15 protein-coding genes are annotated in these 18,334 nt (G+C 33.4%); 10 read left to right on the forward strand and 5 right to left on the reverse strand.

Annotated features, from left to right (window positions below):
* Window positions 1-140 precede the first annotated feature (140 nt).
* The 5 genes from KPL50_RS14055 (at window position 141) to KPL50_RS14075 (ending at window position 5,654) form a co-directional block, all read left to right on the forward strand.
* A complete protein-coding gene (locus KPL50_RS14055) occupies window positions 141-1,580 on the forward strand; it encodes an NAD(P)/FAD-dependent oxidoreductase (protein WP_216299157.1) in 1,440 nt (479 codons plus the stop codon).
* Between the two features lie 15 nt (window positions 1,581-1,595).
* The gene (locus tag KPL50_RS14060) at window positions 1,596-2,855 is read left to right on the forward strand and encodes an NAD(P)/FAD-dependent oxidoreductase (RefSeq protein ID WP_216299158.1); all 1,260 of its coding nucleotides are present in this window, start codon (window positions 1,596-1,598) and stop codon (window positions 2,853-2,855) included.
* A 6-nt stretch (window positions 2,856-2,861) separates the two neighbouring features.
* Window positions 2,862-3,227 carry a DUF1667 domain-containing protein gene (locus tag KPL50_RS14065; RefSeq protein ID WP_216299159.1) on the forward strand — a complete coding sequence of 122 codons (366 nt, stop codon included), beginning with the start codon at window positions 2,862-2,864 and terminating at the stop codon, window positions 3,225-3,227.
* A gap of 145 nt (window positions 3,228-3,372) precedes the next feature.
* Window positions 3,373-4,866 carry a glycerol kinase GlpK gene (gene glpK / locus KPL50_RS14070; RefSeq protein WP_216299160.1) on the forward strand — a complete coding sequence of 498 codons (1,494 nt, stop codon included), beginning with the start codon at window positions 3,373-3,375 and terminating at the stop codon, window positions 4,864-4,866.
* Window positions 4,867-4,946: 80 nt separating this feature from the next.
* A complete protein-coding gene (locus tag KPL50_RS14075; protein ID WP_216299161.1) occupies window positions 4,947-5,654 on the forward strand; it encodes an MIP/aquaporin family protein in 708 nt (235 codons plus the stop codon).
* Between the two features lie 125 nt (window positions 5,655-5,779).
* On the opposite strand, the gene KPL50_RS14080 is transcribed toward KPL50_RS14075, so the two are convergent.
* A complete protein-coding gene (locus KPL50_RS14080) occupies window positions 5,780-6,433 on the reverse strand; it encodes a (Fe-S)-binding protein (protein WP_216299162.1) in 654 nt (217 codons plus the stop codon).
* Window positions 6,434-6,784: 351 nt separating this feature from the next.
* Here KPL50_RS14080 and KPL50_RS14085 point away from each other — a divergent pair, with 351 nt between their 5' ends.
* The 5 genes from KPL50_RS14085 (at window position 6,785) to KPL50_RS14105 (ending at window position 11,136) form a co-directional block, all read left to right on the forward strand.
* Window positions 6,785-7,489 carry an FTR1 family protein gene (locus KPL50_RS14085; protein WP_216299163.1) on the forward strand — a complete coding sequence of 235 codons (705 nt, stop codon included), beginning with the start codon at window positions 6,785-6,787 and terminating at the stop codon, window positions 7,487-7,489.
* Between the two features lie 165 nt (window positions 7,490-7,654).
* Window positions 7,655-7,834, forward strand: coding sequence for a hypothetical protein (locus KPL50_RS14090; RefSeq protein ID WP_216299164.1), 180 nt, complete (start codon window positions 7,655-7,657; stop codon window positions 7,832-7,834).
* A gap of 81 nt (window positions 7,835-7,915) precedes the next feature.
* The gene (locus tag KPL50_RS14095; protein ID WP_216299165.1) at window positions 7,916-9,391 is read left to right on the forward strand and encodes a 4Fe-4S dicluster domain-containing protein; all 1,476 of its coding nucleotides are present in this window, start codon (window positions 7,916-7,918) and stop codon (window positions 9,389-9,391) included.
* Between the two features lie 166 nt (window positions 9,392-9,557).
* A complete protein-coding gene (locus KPL50_RS14100; RefSeq protein ID WP_216299166.1) occupies window positions 9,558-9,857 on the forward strand; it encodes a hypothetical protein in 300 nt (99 codons plus the stop codon).
* 226 nt (window positions 9,858-10,083) lie between these two features.
* Window positions 10,084-11,136, forward strand: coding sequence for an HD-GYP domain-containing protein (locus KPL50_RS14105; RefSeq protein WP_216299167.1), 1,053 nt, complete (start codon window positions 10,084-10,086; stop codon window positions 11,134-11,136).
* A 135-nt stretch (window positions 11,137-11,271) separates the two neighbouring features.
* On the opposite strand, the gene KPL50_RS14110 is transcribed toward KPL50_RS14105, so the two are convergent.
* From KPL50_RS14110 to KPL50_RS14125, 4 genes are all read right to left on the reverse strand, one after another.
* Window positions 11,272-12,513, reverse strand: a complete 1,242-nt coding sequence (locus KPL50_RS14110) for a HAMP domain-containing sensor histidine kinase (RefSeq protein WP_216299168.1) — start codon at window positions 12,511-12,513, stop codon at window positions 11,272-11,274.
* 80 nt (window positions 12,514-12,593) lie between these two features.
* Window positions 12,594-13,289, reverse strand: a complete 696-nt coding sequence (locus KPL50_RS14115) for a response regulator transcription factor (RefSeq protein ID WP_216299169.1) — start codon at window positions 13,287-13,289, stop codon at window positions 12,594-12,596.
* Window positions 13,290-13,453: 164 nt separating this feature from the next.
* Window positions 13,454-15,652, reverse strand: a complete 2,199-nt coding sequence (locus KPL50_RS14120; protein ID WP_216299170.1) for a serine hydrolase — start codon at window positions 15,650-15,652, stop codon at window positions 13,454-13,456.
* A gap of 162 nt (window positions 15,653-15,814) precedes the next feature.
* A complete protein-coding gene (locus KPL50_RS14125) occupies window positions 15,815-18,328 on the reverse strand; it encodes an ABC transporter permease (protein WP_216299171.1) in 2,514 nt (837 codons plus the stop codon).
* Window positions 18,329-18,334 lie beyond the last annotated feature (6 nt).

Here is an 18,334-nt window from a genome sequence, read left to right on the forward strand (position 1 = left end):
ATTAGGTCTTGCAATTGTTTAATTATTATGTTATCGTTAAGTTAATAAAGTAGAGGCGGAGAGAAGAGAGCCTTGATCTATAGGTATGTTATACCTATTTTTCAAGGTTCTCTTTTTGTTTGCGTTTAGGAGGTAATATCATGTTTGATGTAACTATTATTGGTGCTGGTATTGTGGGATGCGGAGTAGCGAGAGAGCTATCTAAATATAATTTAAAAACCTGTGTACTTGAAAAATCTGGTGATGTGGGTTCTGGAACGTCCAAGGCAAATAGCGCTATTGTTCATGCCGGGTATGATGCGGGTCCAAATACTCTGAAGGGAAAATTAAACGCCCCAGGTAATGCAATGTATACAAACCTTGCGAAGGAATTAGATTTTCCTTTTAAGAGGAATGGATCATTGGTTTTATGTTTTGACAAAGAAAACCTGAGCGATCTCGAGAAGTTACTTCATCAAGGAGAAGAAAATGGTGTGCCTGGTTTAGTTATTATGAGCGGAGATCAAGTTCGTGAAATAGAACCTAATATAGCTATGAACTGCGCTTATGCACTATACGCTCCCACCGGAGGAATAGTTTGCCCATATGAAATGACTATTGCAATGGCAGAAAATGCTTATACCAATGGTGTAAATTTTCAACTTGAAACTGGAGTAATTGGCATAGAAAAAAAATCAAATAGCTATGTTTTAAAAACTAATAAAGGTGATATTGAAACAAAAATAATTATAAATGCAGCTGGTTTATTCTCAGATGAAATTAATAATATGGTAAGCGATCATAAGTTTAAAATACTTCCAAAACGAGGCGAATACGTTTTATTTGATAAAGCCTTAGGCGATTTAGTTACAAAAACTATTTTTCAGCTTCCAACTAAACTTGGAAAAGGTGTTTTAGTTACACCTACTGTGGACGGCAATCTACTTGTTGGACCTGATGCTGTAGATGTAGAAAGTAAAGCCAATATCTCTACAACTAAGGAAGGTATTGATGATATCTTATTGAATGCGGGACTCAGTATTCAAGAGCCACTTCCAATGAATATGGTAATAACTTCATTTGCAGGTAACAGAGCAAAAAATATTGGAAATGATTTTATAATTGGTGAAGCACGGGACGCTAAAAACTTTATTAATGTAGCATCAATTGATTCTCCAGGTTTAACTAGCGCTCCAAGCATTGCTGTAATGGTAGCTGATATAGTATTAGAAAAATTAGCACCTGAAAAAAATCTAGGATTCAACCCTATACGACAAGGTATAAGAAAATTCAGAGAAATGTCAAATGAAGAACGAAAAGAAATAATTAAAGAAATTCCTGAATACGGAAAAATTATTTGCAGGTGTGAAACTGTAACCGAAGGTGAAATTATAGATTCTATAAGAAGACCTCTTGGAGCAAAAACACTTGATGGAGTTAAAAGGCGTACAAGAGCTGGAATGGGAAGATGTCAATCAGGTTTTTGCGCAACAAGAGTTGTAGACATTCTTTCAAAAGAACTTAATATACCTCGCGCCCAAGTTACAAAATCAGGTGGAGATTCCATTTTACTAACTGGCAAGAATAAAGACTTACTATAAATTGGAGGAATAAATATGCAAGAATATGATTTAGTCATAATTGGTGGCGGTCCAGCGGGACTTGCAGCTGCGGTTTCTGCAAAGGAGCAAGGCATAAATAGCATTTTAATTATAGAAAGAGATGACCAATTAGGTGGTATTCTCAATCAATGTATTCATAATGGTTTCGGTCTTCATACCTTTAAAGAAGAATTAACTGGCCCTGAATATTCAAAACGATTTATTGACAAGGTTGTTGATCTTGGTATTGAGTATAAGCTAGATACCATGGTTTTAGATGTGTTTGATAATAAAAAGGTTACAGCAGTAAATACAATTGATGGTATTCTTGAGATTCAAGCAAAAGCAATAATACTTGCAATGGGCTGTCGTGAAAGACCAAGAGGAGCTTTAAACATACCAGGAGCAAGATGTTCAGGTATTTATACAGCAGGAACAGCTCAAAAATATGTTAATGTTGAAGGTTTAATGCCCGGCAAAGAAGTAGTAATACTCGGTTCTGGAGATATCGGACTTATTATGGCAAGGCGAATGACCTTAGAGGGAGCAAAAGTCAAGGCTTGTATAGAACTCATGCCCCATTCAAGTGGACTTAAGAGAAATATTGTACAATGCTTAGATGATTTTGATATTCCACTAAAATTAAGCCACACTATAACAAATATACATGGTGGAGATAGACTTTCTGGCGTTACAATAGCCGAGGTTGATAATAACAGAAAGCCAATTAAAGGCACTGAGGAATATATTCCTTGCGATACATTACTCTTATCCGTTGGACTTCTACCAGAAAATGAACTTTCTAGAAAAGCAAATGTTAAGCTTTCTAGGGTTACTGGGGGACCCGAGGTTGATGAAAGTATGCAGACAAGTATTTCTGGGATATTTACCTGTGGCAATGTGCTTCATGTTCATGATTTGGTAGACAATGTAACCACTGAAAGCTACACTGCTGGTAGAAATGCCGCAGATTATATAAATGGAATTCACCACGAGGGAGCTTCGATTCCAATTTTCGCAACAGATGGTGTTAGATATACGGTACCACAAACTATCAACGCTGAAAATATCGGCAATGGAATAGATGTTAGGTTTAGAGTGGGCGAGGTCTATAAAAATGCTTATATATCTGTTTACTTTGATGATGCTAGGGAAATGCATTTAAAGAAGAAAATTCTTACCCCAGGTGAAATGGAAAGTGTTAAATTAACTAAAGCAGTTTTTGATAAATATAGTGAATGTACGAAAATTACTATAAAAGTAGAAAAGGAGTAGCATATTATGAGTACTAGAGAATTGACTTGCATAGGCTGTCCAGTGGGTTGCGCTCTTATAGTAGAGCTTGAGGGCGATAAAGTTATAAGTGTAAAAGGAAGTAGCTGTAAAATCGGTGAAACCTATGGCAAGAAGGAATGCACAAATCCAACAAGAGTTGTTACATCCTCTGTTTTGGTAACAGGCGGAAAAAGTGGGATACTTCCTGTGAAGACAGAGAAGGATATTCCAAAGAATTTGATTTATGACTGTGTAGGAGCATTGAAAAATATCGTAGTAAAAGCTCCCATCCATATAGGTGATGTAGTACTGGAAAACGTACTAAACACTGGAGTAAATATTATAGCAACTAAGGATATTGAAGAGGCTTAGTGCCACCCACGTGGCAAGTGGCAAGTTCCACCCATTTGGCAAGTTAAATTATGATAAATTCACGGTATTAATGAATATAGTACCGTGTTTCTATAAGCATCAAGTAAACGGTTTCTAATAAAATTATGAAGGAGTGTAAAAGATTATGGCTAAGTATGTAATGGCACTAGACCAAGGGACAACAAGTTCAAGATGCATTTTATTTAACAAAGAAGGACTAATTGCAAGTGTAGCACAAAAAGAGTTTACGCAGATATTCCCTAAAGCAGGTTGGGTTGAGCATGATCCTATGGAAATTTGGGCTACTCAATTAGGTGTAGCACAAGAAGCAATGGCTATGATTAATGCAACAGCAGAAGATATCGCAGCTATTGGTATCACAAACCAAAGAGAAACTACAGTGGTTTGGAATAAACACACTGGTGTCCCTGTATACAATGCAATAGTTTGGCAGTGCAGAAGAACAGCTGGTACCTGTGATGAATTAAAAGCTGCTGGTTTTGATAAAGTGGTAAGAGACAAAACTGGCCTTATACTCGATGCTTATTTTTCTGGAACAAAAGTAAAATGGATACTTGATAATGTTGCTGGCGCTAGAGACGAAGCTGAAAAAGGAAACTTAATATTTGGTACTATAGATACATGGTTAATTTGGAAATTAACTAGAGGCGAGGTTCATGTAACAGATTATACAAACGCTTCCAGAACGATGCTGTATAACATTCATAAACTTACATGGGACGATGAACTACTTAGCACTTTAGATATACCTAAATCAATGCTTGCAGAGGTAAAACCTTCAAGTTGTGTTTATGGATACACTGATAATTCAATATTTGGTTCTCCTATAGCAATAGCAGGAGCTGCCGGTGATCAACAAGCTGCCTTATTTGGACAAACCTGTTATCAAGCAGGAACAGCTAAAAACACTTATGGCACTGGTTGCTTCTTATTAATGAACACTGGTGAAAAAGCAGTTGATTCCCACAACGGTTTGCTTACAACTATAGCTTATGGTATTAATGGCAAAGTTAACTATGCTCTTGAAGGAAGTGTATTTGTTGCAGGAGCAACTATTCAATGGCTAAGAGATGAATTAAGAATGATAAAGACTGCCCCCGAATCAGAAGAATATGCTACCGCTGTTGAAGATACAAATGGTGTATACATGGTTCCAGCATTCGTTGGACTTGGCGCACCTTATTGGGATCCATATGCAAGAGGAGCAATAGTTGGTTTAACTCGCGGCACTACGAAAGAACACTTTATAAGAGCCGCTCTTGAGTCCTTAGCTTATCAGACAAATGATGTATTAAAAGCTATGCAAGAAGATTCAGGTATTACACTTAAAGCCTTAAAGGTTGATGGTGGTGCCTGTGCTAATAACTTCTTAATGCAGTTCCAATCAGATATATTAGATGTTCAAGTTGACAGACCAGAAGTTATTGAAACAACAGCTTTAGGTGCTGCATACTTAGCAGGACTTGCAGTTGGATATTGGAAAGATCAAGAAGAAGTTGCAAAAAATTGGGCACTCTCCAGATCCTTTGAATCAAAAATGGGAGAAGAAAAGAGAGTAGAACTTTTAAAAGGTTGGCATAAAGCTGTTGGAAGATCATTGGACTGGGAAGAAAAATAAATTTACCATTAGGAATGTATTAAGAAGAGGATTTAATACATTCCTTAATCTAAATACTGAAATAATAAGGGGGAAATGAGATGTCAACAAAATTATTAGCTGAATTTTTTGGTACTATGATACTTATTCTTTTAGGCGACGGAGTAGTTGCAGCCGTTGTATTAAACAAGAGTAAGGCCCAAAACGCTGGGTGGATGGTAATTGCCTCTGGTTGGGCAATGGCAGTTATGGTACCAGCCTTCATTTTTGGGGCAATAAGTGGGGCTCACTTTAACCCAGCACTTACCTTCGCACTAGCGATAATTGGAAAATTCCCTTGGGCTGAAGTACCTGGTTATGTTATAGCGCAAATATTAGGTGCAATGGCTGGTGCTACACTAGTATGGCTTGCATATTTAGACCACTGGAAGGCAACAGATGATAAAGCAGGCAAACTGGCTGTATTCTGCACTGGACCAGCAATTAGAAATTATTCATCCAACTTTATAACAGAAGTAATTGGAACCTTTGTATTGGTTTTTGTTATATTAGGTATAGGCAACGTTAAAGCAGCTGATGGAATACCAACATTTGTTGTTGGAGGACTTATTTTAGCTTTAGGACTTTCACTGGGTGGACCAACTGGATATGCGATTAATCCAGCAAGAGACCTCGGACCAAGAATTATGCATGCTTTATTACCAATAGCTGGTAAAGGCGGCTCTGATTGGGCATATTCATGGATTCCAGTATTGGCACCAGTAGTTGGTGGAGTTATGGCAGCATTAGTTTGGGTAGCAGTATTTTAATATTATACATTAAGTATGTAACATTGTAACATACTGTATATTTGGAAATATATAATTTAACAAAAGCTGAAGCCCCCATGAAAGTGGAGGCTTCAGCTTTAATATTACATCATAGAAGATGATGATTAATGTTCATTTATAAAATCGTTAATCTCACCATGCCACTCATCTGGTTCAAAAGTACCAGGGGTTGTTTCCTCTCCAAATAAAAGGTCTACTAAATATCTTGGTTTTTTACCTCCTATATACATGGATTTAGAACAAGAAACGCAATAAACAACAACATCACAAGCTGGCATCTCTTCCGCACGTTTTTTCATTTGCTCCTTAACTTGCTCCACAGGGATAACTCCATAAAAACTATCTCCACAGCAAGTACCCTTTGTTCTTGTTTTTTCTGGCTCTACCGCAATAATATTCATTCTTTTCAATAACACTCTTACTGCATTATGAACTCTTTCCTCATGCCTTGTAGGACATGCATCCAAAATTGCCATTTCTTTTCCTTTATAATCAGGAAATGGAAATGTTTTGTTTTGGGCTAATACCTCCCAAAGCGAAATTGTTGTTATTCCTTCATAGAGTTCTCTATAACGTTTATCACAACCGGCGCAGGTATTTATTATTTGTGTCCCCGTGTCTAAATTTGGTTCATGTCTACAGCAAGTTAGATATTCATCTATCTTGCCTAAATCACTATTTAAAAAGTCTAGCACTTTCCTTCCTAGCTCTGGCTTGTAAATCATCAAGGCACACCCAGGTGCGAATACTTTTTTCATAATACCCTCCTACCAATCCTTTTAAATTTTTATATTTTATACCAAACTGAGTATGAGTTTACATTAACAGTTACAGCTTTTTTGATTTTAATAATGTAATCCTCAATACCGCTTCCAAATTCATCGACCATGTTTCATTCCTGGATAAATTGTTATTTACTGATGAGTTACCTAGATTATATCACTATTAATTTATTTTCTATAAGTTTAAATTAATAGAAATAATTTATATATTACCATAATTATAAAATTTATTATTAAAGGCATACAACTAGGTGTCTCATAACGTTAATTTTGCATATTATACATTGTAGACAAGTCTACAATGTAACGATTAGGAGGTGATTCACGATGTTTGCTCCTTTTTTAATATGCTTAAGAGAAGGTATGGAGATTTTCTTAGTTATTATTCCTCTAGTGGTTTATTTCAACAAAAATAAGCTATATGGGATGACTAAGAGCGCTTTATTAGGCGGGGCTTTAGGTACGTTTATTGCAGCTATAACTGGTTCAGTTATATTTTCACAAGTTGCACTATTAAACGGTACTGCTGGAGAATTATTTGATGGCTTGCTAGGACTCGTATTAGCTGTATTAATATTATACAGTATAGTACTTTTAAGGAAAAATAAATCTTTTAACACTACTGCAAATGAACAATTTATTTCATTGAGTCAAAAGGGAGTCTTTATTTTAGCAGCTGTAACATTCTTTAGAGAATTGTTAGAAGTAACATTGTTTATTTTAACTAGCTCAGATGGTTCTGCACTACTTGTGGCAGGCTCATCTGTATTAGGTTTAGTGTGTGCCGCTCTAATTATCTATGTAGTATGTAGGGGGATCTCTAATCTAAATATAGGCGTAGTATTTTATATGCTAAATCTATTCTTAGTAGGACTTGGCGCATATTACTTCGGTGATGGATTAGAAGTATTGTTTGGTAGATATGTTCCTGAGATTTTAAAAATGGGTATATTATTGTACGCCGTTCCAAGTTACTACCTAATGATAAAAAATGACTTAAAAAAATATATCAACTCTAATAAAATAAAATAACACTGTATTAAATAATAAAATTCAAGCAAACAAATCCCTATTTGTTTGCTTGGTTTTTTAATTTTCCACCTTTTATCTTATATGTAAACAATACCATTCCCAATAACCTTTGTGGGCAGCAACTGAGCCCACTTGATAATTTATTAACATAATGATAATATTATTATGTTAATAAAACTATTTACCGGAAGTGATATATATATATATGAAAATAGTAACCATATTGGTAGTAGCTGTCCTTTAAAAGGAGTGTCAGCAAAATTTAATGACAGCTCTGTAATTTCAGTTAATAAAGATAATGAAAATGATTTTTTTGATGGATACATTCTCAATGATAGGCAGTAATATCCTTTAGTTATTGTTTAAATTTTAGAATTTGATATATATATTACATACAATATCATAAAAATAGTGGAGGCGATAAATGTGAAAACTTTTGATAACGATATACAACTTATAAAATACGAGGTAATAAGAGAAGTAGTTAAACTTGCTATTAAAGGAACTCTAAAAAAAGAGGGTAAAAATCTATTTAAGGTTCTTGTTCCAGGACCTAAAGCAAGAACCCGTTGTTGCATTCATAAGGAAAGAGCAATTATTGGTGAAAGAATAAAACTTGTAATGGGTGGAAACAAAAAAAACAAAAATGTTATTGAGGTAATAAATATTGCTTGTGAGGAATGTCCCATACAACGTTTTTCTGTTACTGAAGCATGTAGAGGCTGTTTAACCCACAAATGTATTCAAGTATGCCCTGTGGGTGCTATTCACTCTATAAATCGACACTCTTACATTGACCCAAATAAATGTATTGAATGTGGTAAATGCAGAACCGCTTGCCCATACAACGCAATTTCTGACGTTATGAGACCCTGTCGTAGAGCTTGTAATGCAGGTGCCTTAAGTATTGATGAAGATAAAAAAGCAGTAATAGATTATGATAAATGTATACAATGCGGCGCTTGTGTTTATCAATGTCCTTTCGGTGCTATTATGGATAAATCCTCTGTAGTAGATATTACTAATATATTATTAGAATCAAAAGGAAATAAAAATATACATGTATATGCTGTGGTTGCTCCTGCAATTTCTAGTCAATTTACCTATGTTAAACTGGGCCAAGTAGTTTCTGGCATAAAAAAAATGGGCTTTAAAGATGTAATTGAAGTAGCCCTTGGTGCCGATATGGTAGCACAAAATGAAACAACTGAATTTGCAGAAACCATTGAAGAATTCAAAGCTATGACAAGCTCTTGTTGTCCTGCTTTTGTGTCTTATATCAAGAAAACATTCCCGGAACTCGGTAAATATGTTTCAAATACTGTTTCCCCAATGATAGCAATTTCCAAACTTATTAAAAATACAGATCCACTTGCTAAAATTGTATTTATCGGACCTTGTACAGCTAAGAAGATGGAAATAAAAGAGGAAGATCTAAAAGGCATTACTGATTATGTAATGACTTTTGAAGAGCTTCAGGCGATGTTTGATGCTTTCGAAATAGCTCTTCAAGAATGCGAAGAACTTCCCTTAAATAATGCCTCTTTTTATGGTAGAATTTTTGCTAGATCAGGTGGCCTTACAGAGGCAGTAAAACATTTAGTCCAAGCTAAAAATCTTTCAGTAGAATTTAAACCTATAAGTTGTGATGGTCTTATTGAATGTGATAAAGCCTTAAAATTATTAAAATTCAATAGATTAAACGGTAATTTCATAGAAGGAATGGCTTGTGTTGGTGGATGTATCGGTGGAGCAGCCTCCATTAATCATGGTCCTAAAGATAAAACCGAAGTAGATAAATATGGAAAATTAGCCCTAGAAGAAAATGTTAGTGCTTCACTGAGAGTAATGAAATTAGATGAAATTGACCTACATCGTGGTAAAGACTTTATGTCTAAATAATACTTTATTTTTAAATTTATTTGCTATCTTAATCAAGAAATATTCTTTATAAAAGAGCATCAACTAGAAATAGTTGATGCTCTTTTATGCCTTCTATTTTATATAAAAAACAATAGTGCTATGTTATAATTTTAAGATACATTAAAATTACAGGAGATGATAAAACATGGATACGAATATACTAATAAAACTACTACTACTTTTAGTTCCAGCTGGTTTATTTATTTACTTTGATGAAAAGCTATTAATTAGCAATAAAATACAAGCAAAGCTTAAGATAACTAATTTTTTAGGGTTATTTGCTTTTATAACAATATCTTTAGTACTTAGTGCAATAATAGTTGGAACATTATCAATGATTTTGCATATATCTAGTGCTTTTACCTATGGGATCCACTCCATGCTAACGGGAGTTCTTTTGGGGTTGTTCTCAAATATGCAGAAGATAATAAGAAGAAAAAAATAGGATTAGAAATATTTTGTTTAAAGAGAATGATTTCATTTTTAATAACTCGAGTGTGAAATTGAGTATAAATAAAAAAACATAGAAAAATTGATTTTTTTTGCAGTAAACCCCTTTAGAAATTTATAATTAATACGATAATATATACATAAATGTAATATATTCTACAATGATAATGTGAAATAATTTAATATTCTATGCTAAAAAATTAGATATGAGGTGAGTTAATATGTTATCGTTAAAAAAAACATTACCAATTAATGAACTGCAAGTAGGAATGGTTTCTGCCATAGATATAACCTTCCAAGGCAAAATATTGCTAGGCACCGGTATCACCATTACCGAATCAATGCTAATTAATCTAAAGAAAAACTATATTGTTGATGAGCTAGAGGTTTATGTAGAAGATAATTCTAGCAAGTCTTTGAAACTTAAAACTGTAAAAGAACTTGAAAATACCTTTAATGAATTTTCTTCTAATTTAGAAAATATATTTGATAATATATCTACCTTAGAGGTTCCTCAAATGACCGAAATAAGAACTTTCGCACAAAATATTCAGCAGGAATTCACGGCAACAGGAATAGTTATTAGAAATATAATCTTCTATGGTAGTGGAAATGATTCAATCTATAGGCATAGCGTAAACGTAGCCGCTATTAGTTTTATACTAGGAAAATGGTTAGGGCTTGATGAAAAAGAACTAAGTTTATTAACCTATTCGGCAATATTGCACGATTTTGGTAAACTAGAAATAAGTAAGGCTATACTAAACAAAAGAGAGAATCTTACCTCTGATGAATCTGATACTTTAAAGACACATCCTGTTATAGGGTATCATTTTGTTAAACAGATTCCATATTTAGATCCTTCTGTTGGCCTCACAGTACTGATGCACCATGAAAGAATGGATGGATCGGGGTACCCTCTACATGTTAGCAATGATAAAATACCAAAATTCGCTAAAATAATAGCTATTGCGGATGTATTTGACGAACTTAACTCTAACAGATATATAAAAAAAATCAGAGGCCCACTAGAAGCTCTAAAAGTGATTCAAGATGAAAGTATTTCAGAACTTGATCCCACATATTGCAACATGTTTTTAAACCACATAGTAAATTACTATATGGGTGAAAATGTACTGCTGAATGATAAACGTTCCTGCAAAATTATCCAAGTTCGAATAAATGACTTGACGAATCCTATTATGCTTGATGACAATGGATTCCTAGACTTAAAAAAAGAGAAAGATTTGTATGTTGAAAAATTGCTAATCTGATAATCAATTTAAAACCTAAAGCTATATGCTATGCCAACATTTTTCAAAATATCCACACCTCATAATTGCTTACGGGAACAGTTGGAACTAATGGATGACTGTTCCCTTTTTCTATTGTTTGTTATTACTCCCTTACTAACATTTAACAAATGTAATAATAAATCTGGTTCCTATATCCACCTTGCTTCGCACTTCAATCATCCCATTATGTGCCTCAACTATTGATTTTGAAAGTGCCAGTCCTATTCCAATTGATTCACTTTTCTTCGAGGCTTTTCCTTTATAAAACCGCTTAAATATATTCGGTAAATCAGCCTCATTTATCCCTTCTCCTGTATCTTCTATTATAATTCTTGTATACAAGGGGTTTTCCATAAGTTCCAAATTTATTGTTCCACCTGGGGTCGTATGCTCTATACCATTTTTAATAATATTAATCAGTGCCTCTTCAAGCCACAATCTATCATGCATAAAAACTATCTCTTCTTTTTCTTTAAAAGTAATCACAACCTTAGCCTCAGATGCCTTGCTCTCTAGTGCATCTATTGCATCTTGAACCGTTTCATTTAAACTTTGTTTTTCTTTCACAATTTCTATAGCTTTAGCATCTAATTTAGCTAGCTTTAGTATATTTTTAATCAACCAGTTCATCTTTTCTAATTGGTTTTGGTTATTTAATAAAAACATCGACCTTTGATTTTGGGCCAGTTCCTTTGTAACCATAATATCATTATATAAAATTACAGATGAAAGTGGAGTTTTTAGCTGATGGGATATATCTGATAGTAAGTCCACTAGAAATTGCTTTTCTCGCTTAAGATCACTTAAATTACTTCTAATAATTCCCCTCATTGAATTAAAAGAAATTGCTAGTTTTGAAAAATCACCTTCTCTACTTTCATTAATAGCAATATCATATTCTCCCTCAACAACCTTCTTTGCAGCAAAGGTTAATCTTCTTATCCTTTTGTAGAAAAAACTATATTGAAAATAATTCAGTATAAATAGTGTAATAGCCATAACAATGAAAATTAAAATAATTGAGTATTTATTCTTTATTATAGGATCACTTACATAGGGGAAAAGTTCATCCTCTAAATCTTGTGTTAACCCATACTGCTTTAAAAAAGCACTTCCACGTGTAGCTTCATCCCTAGAAACTTCTTTAGTAATAAGAGGTATAATTTTCTTTTCCATTTCAGGATTTTCCGAAACTACCCTTTCGCTAATTGCTCCCAAGGTTTTTATATAATCGGCTTTTAATTTATCATGATTCATTTTTAAAGCTAAAGATGTAATTATTAAAAATAAAGTCATTAAAAACAAAAGAGTAGCCGTGCTTATTTTCAGTTCAGAATTAGCAAAATATCTTTTCATAGTAATCCACTCCTTAATCCTCACCCCGGTCACATCATCTTCTTCGAAGCTGGTTCATCTTCTTCGAAACTGTTGATCACCTAGTGTGCTGCAACATCCTTATTCCACTTATACCCAAGCCCACGTTTATTAACTATATACTGTGGCTCCCTTGGATTGTCTTCTATTTTTTCTCTTATTCTCTTAATATATACAGATAATGTATTTTCATCAAAAAAAGGATCTTCTCCTTCTAATAGCTCACACAATATCTCATCCCTCTTCATTAAAACATTAGGTTTACTCATAAATATCAATAAAAGCTTATATTCTTGTGATGTAAGATTTATAGCTTCACCATTTTTCCTGACTGTCCCTTTTGCATTATCAACAAGTATATTTTCACTTTTTAATATACTTGTTGATAATGTATTTTTAGAATTACGCCTTATTAATGCCTTTATCCTTGATAAAAGTTCTCTTACTCGAAAAGGCTTTGTTATATAATCATCTCCACCTATTTCGAGCCCCTGGACTATATTAACCTCATCATCACAAGCGGTTAAAAATATTATAAGCACATCACTTTTGCTCCTTATGTATTTACATAATTCATATCCATTTCCATCTGGTAAATTAATATCTAATAAAATCAAATCAAACCCTTCTGAATGAAATAACTTTTTCCCCTCGTCTACTGTTGAAGCTCTAGAAACCTCGTAACCACCATCTTTTAGAGAAAACTCTATACCAAGAGCCAATGATTCATCATCTTCAACTAATAATAATCTATTCATATCTTCACCTCGCTGTAAATATTGTAAAGTATTACTGCAACTTAGTAATACCCATTTGTGAGTTAGGTCAAATCATTATCTTTCATGCTTCAATATAAATTAGAGAAGAGAAGATTATTTACTAATAATCCTCTCTAACTGCTTGAATTAAATTTTCTTCTCCCTTATTCCTTATATTGAATCTTAAACTTAGCTTGTGCATCACCTAAAAATACGATTGTTCCATCTTTAGGTAATGTAACTTTTTTAATCCCTGTAATTAAAGAATCATTCACTAAGACTCCCTTGCTGTCATAAACTGCAAAGCCTGCTTTTTCCGGTATATTTACAGTAATCTCCTTATCGGCTGATTCCTTACCTATTTTATACCAGTTAGCATATCCATCTTTATTAATTGTACATGTGAATTTATTCTTTGTTGAAAAAGTTTCAATTGCATCTTCTTCTACAAAAATATAACCACCTGCACTTAGGTATTCAATCTTATCCTTTTTATAAAATGTGTAGTCGGCTAGATCACGTGACAATACACCTGGCCCATCTAATATAGCAACAGCCGAATTATTATCCACAATTTTATTTGATCTAAAATATCCTTCAAGCCCTTTTGTAAAGCTAACTTGTAGATTGGGATATGCCATATATTGTAACGAGGAGTATTTCTCGTTTAATAAGAAGTATTTCTTGCCCTCTCTTTTTGACCAAGCTTGTGAAACGCTTTCTTTTAATTTATTTACATCCTCTTTTTGTGCCACATAAATACTTGATATTGTTTGACCTAGCAATGGAAAATTTTTCCAGTTTGTTTGTTTTAGATAAACTTTCCCATTTGTTTCTTCTACGAATTTTAAGCTTGCGCCTCCTTCACTAGATACAAAAGTTCCGTCCTTTGTATAAACAAGAGTCTGCGAAGCATTTTGTGGTACCTGAGGAGATGATAAACTTAATATACCTGTTTTATCAATTTTGATATCAATAAATCCTAAAATTGATGCATATAAGCCCTCATATTTTTTCATTTCTGTAGGAACAGTTATTTTTTCTGGTGTAGTAAATTTCTTATCCTGTTTTATTTCACTAATTACACCTTTTTCTTTTAATGCAGCAAGAAGTATTTCTTGAGCCATCACTTGATCATAGGTACTTATTCCACTAGAGCTTATTACGGCCACCGCCATATTTTCTTCTGGTAAAACAGTCAAATTGCCATGATAAAGAAAACTATCTCCGCCTTTTGATAAGGCTTTGATATTATACTGATTGAATGGATAAGTATTCACACTATCCCAGCCTAGTCCGTAGCCCAATATATTATCCGTATCGTCTGGCCAAATACCATTTAGATACTCCTTATTCTCCATTGCCTTTATGGATTCTTTTGAAAGGATTCCATTTGAATTTTTAGTAAAAGTTGTTGCAAAAGTACATAAATCTTCTGCACTTGAATAAATCCCACCAGCACCAATAGCATTTAAGTTTTCTACTGGTAACTCACTAGAAATTCCATTAAAATATGTCTTAGCTAATCTAGCTCTATCAAATTTACTAACTGGTGTTTTAGTATCCTCCATTTTCAGAGGACTCGCAAATGTATTTGTTACATAGCTTGTATAATCAATTCCTGTCACATACTCTACTAGTATTTGAGCAAGCGTAAAACCATCATTGCAGTATACGGAGTAAGCACCAGGATCTGCTTTGAGACGTTGCGACTTTAATTGCTCTAAAAAAGTATCATGAGCATATGTGTCATTATCTCCGAAAAGCATTGTACTTAAAAAACTAGTTCCCATTAAGCCTGATGAATGGTTTAACAACATTCTGGCTGTAATCTTCTTGTATCTGTCATCTGCCATTTTAAAATTTTTAATATATTCTGTAATCGGGGTATCCAATTTAATTTTACCCTCATCTACCAATTTCATTACAGCAGTTGCTGTAAACATCTTACTGATTGAGGCTATACCATACATATTATCAGCTGTTAATGCCGTAGTATTTTCTTTTGAATATACACCTGAATTACCTGATAACACAATCTTACCATTATCTATTAAGGCATATTGTACACTTATAGTTCCATAAGTAGTAGTCATACACAAAGCTTTTTTCTCTGCAACGGCTTTCGTATCAGTATAATCACTTGTTGAAAAGCTTTCAGCCTTATTACTGTTTTTGCTTTCTTTCTTTAATTCTACTTCACCCCTGGTTTTAATTTTAAAATCTGTTGCAATTGAAGCATATGGCGATTTTGTTGTCACTCTTCCTATTGATGTGTTGCTTACAGCTAAAGCTGTCATTGATGATGATGTACACATTAGCATCATCAATAAAAATGTAAATATACGTCTTTTCATCTTCATTTTTATATGTTCCCCCTTTTGTTTATGAATGTTGCCGTGCAGTATCATATTACCACAAAATAATGGAATAAAAAGAAATATATTGTAAAATGTTTAATATATCGCATGATACAGCCCGACAAGACATTGATGGGACATTACTAAATTCAGATCATAAGATCATTAATAATCTTCTCTAACCGCCTCAATTAAATTTTCCTTTTTGATTCTTGAAAGTGGTGATAATACTGAAACATAGCTTATTAATATAGATGCAGCTCCAGCAATACCTATTGCCTCCCAGGGTACCACCCATCCCATCTCTCTAAATCCACCCATTGCCTTGTACGGTAGGAAGGATGCCCCGCAGCCTATTATTGAGCCATATATAGCACCCTCAATACCATAGAGAAGTCCTTCTAGCACAATCATTTTTTTTAAGCCCTTTTGAGTTAGGCCTATGGATTTTAATGTAGCAAACTCTCTTTTTCTCAGAATAATATTTGTGGTTAATGTATTTACAATATTAACACTACCTATTAAGGAAACTACCAATACAAATCCATAAAGTAATATCTTAACCCTTAATAAGGAGGATACCTCTTTTCTATTATTATCTATATTATTTATTATCTTTAAAGAAGAAGAGTTTGATTTTATGGCGGCTTCTATTGCTAATTTTGCTACATCTTCATTTTTTATATCCTTAAGAATTATGCTTAAGTTTACAGGCTGGATGTCCTTTACATCTATTAATTTCTTTCCTACTTCTTCTGTTGTGATTATTCTTAATCCATTTGAAGAGCCTCTAAATTTAAAAGGGTCCTTTTCAAGAATTGCCATAACCTTTACCTTTTGAACCTTGCCTTTACCAAATTCCGCTTTTACTTTATTAGGTTCACCCAATCCATTTCCATCAAATTGAAGGTCTATTTCATCTCCTACCTTTATATCTGCTATTGGTCCAAAGTAATCTTTTTTTGTATTTTCATTAAATACCACAGTATTGTTAAACAAAATTACTCCATTTTCACTGTTTAGTTTTTCTATATCAATATTTCCTGACTTTAGATATTTTTTAGAAACTTCTAAAGTCTCCTTATCATAAATTACAATAGAACTTTCCATAAGGGTTTTCTTCACTCCATCTAAAGTTGTTTTTTTATATATATTTCCCATGTCCTGAATTTCTTTAACTTCACTGTTTTTGTCTATTGCCACATTGAAAAAATATGAATCATATACTCTATATACCATATTCACTGACTTAAGTGCTTTAATGTCATCTTCCATTTTATTATCTATACTTGATTTCTCTGTTGCAGCTTGATCATCTCCTACAACTGAAAAGTGAATATTTTTTGATTCATTAATATCCGATGGTACATTAAATGACATATCCATAAAAGATTTAAAAGTAACAAATAACACCATACTTATTACTATAGAAAAAACAGATATTCTATACCTTTTTCTATTTCTCTTTATGTTTTTAGCTGCCAGTGCTCCTTCAAATCCAAATATTTTTTGAATAACTCTATTCTTTCTTCTCTTTATTTTTTCCTTTGTTATAGAGCTTCTACCACTTATAGCACTCAGTGGTGAAATCCTACCTGCAAAAAATGCTGGCACGAGTGCTGATAGGTATATTGCTACTAATCCTACGGCCCCACTAATGAATAAAATCATAGGTGATACTGAAATTTTCATAGGAATAACTGTATCTGCACTAATTAATTTAAATGCAATACTTATTCCGTAGGTAGTTATAATGCCACATATTAACCCTAGTGGAATAGCTATTGAGGCTATTATTGTGGCCTCTCTAAGTACAATCTTTCTAATTTGCCTTGGAGTGGTTCCCACTGCTCTTAAAAGTCCAAACTGTTTAATTCTTTCCACAGCACTTATTTGAAACGAGTTATATATTACTGCTATAGTTGATATTACAACTATTCCAATTATTATTGCTAGGGCTACGAGTAGGTAAGCCATCTCCGAATTACCATCTCCTGCTCCCTGCATACGTAGTAAGTTGCTGTTTTCCGTAACAGAATCTTTCTCACCTAACTGCTTTAATTCCTTTACGGCAGTTTTTAAGTTTGTCTTTGAGCTTATTTCTACCAGTAGCGGTGCATTTTCTTTGTTAATATTATTGTTCTTAGATAAAATTAAGCCCTTACCATCTATTTGACTATTTACACTATCCTCTAATATCCCTACAAGGGTATACTCTTTATCCTTAACTTTAATTTCACTTCCTACTTTGACGCTTTCATCAATATGCTTTAATACCCACTTTTCCATGGCCACTTCATTTTCTTTTTCTGGTAATCTCCCCTGCTTAGCATTATAAGGAAAAAGTTCTAAAGCCTTGTCTGTTGCTGTTATTATGTTAACAACTAATTTATCTCCAATTTTTATTTCTTCACTCATAGTATAAAATCCACTCCTAGAAACTTTAGGATTATTAACTATTTTAGAACTTAGCTTTTCATCGGTTTTTGTAAATGCCAATTGGAAAGAACCATAACTATCTTTAGCATCCTGTATCTTGGTATCCTGCAATCCTTTAAATAAAAGTCCTATTGTTGATATAAGAGCAACTGATAATATTATCCCTATAATAGTAAGTGTGGTTCTTTTCTTATTTTTCTTTAAATATTTACCTGTAAGCTGTTTATAACTAGTTATCATCTTTTT

This window comes from Clostridium sp. CF012 (assembly GCF_018861755.1).
Taxonomy (GTDB): domain Bacteria; phylum Bacillota; class Clostridia; order Clostridiales; family Clostridiaceae; genus Clostridium_AD.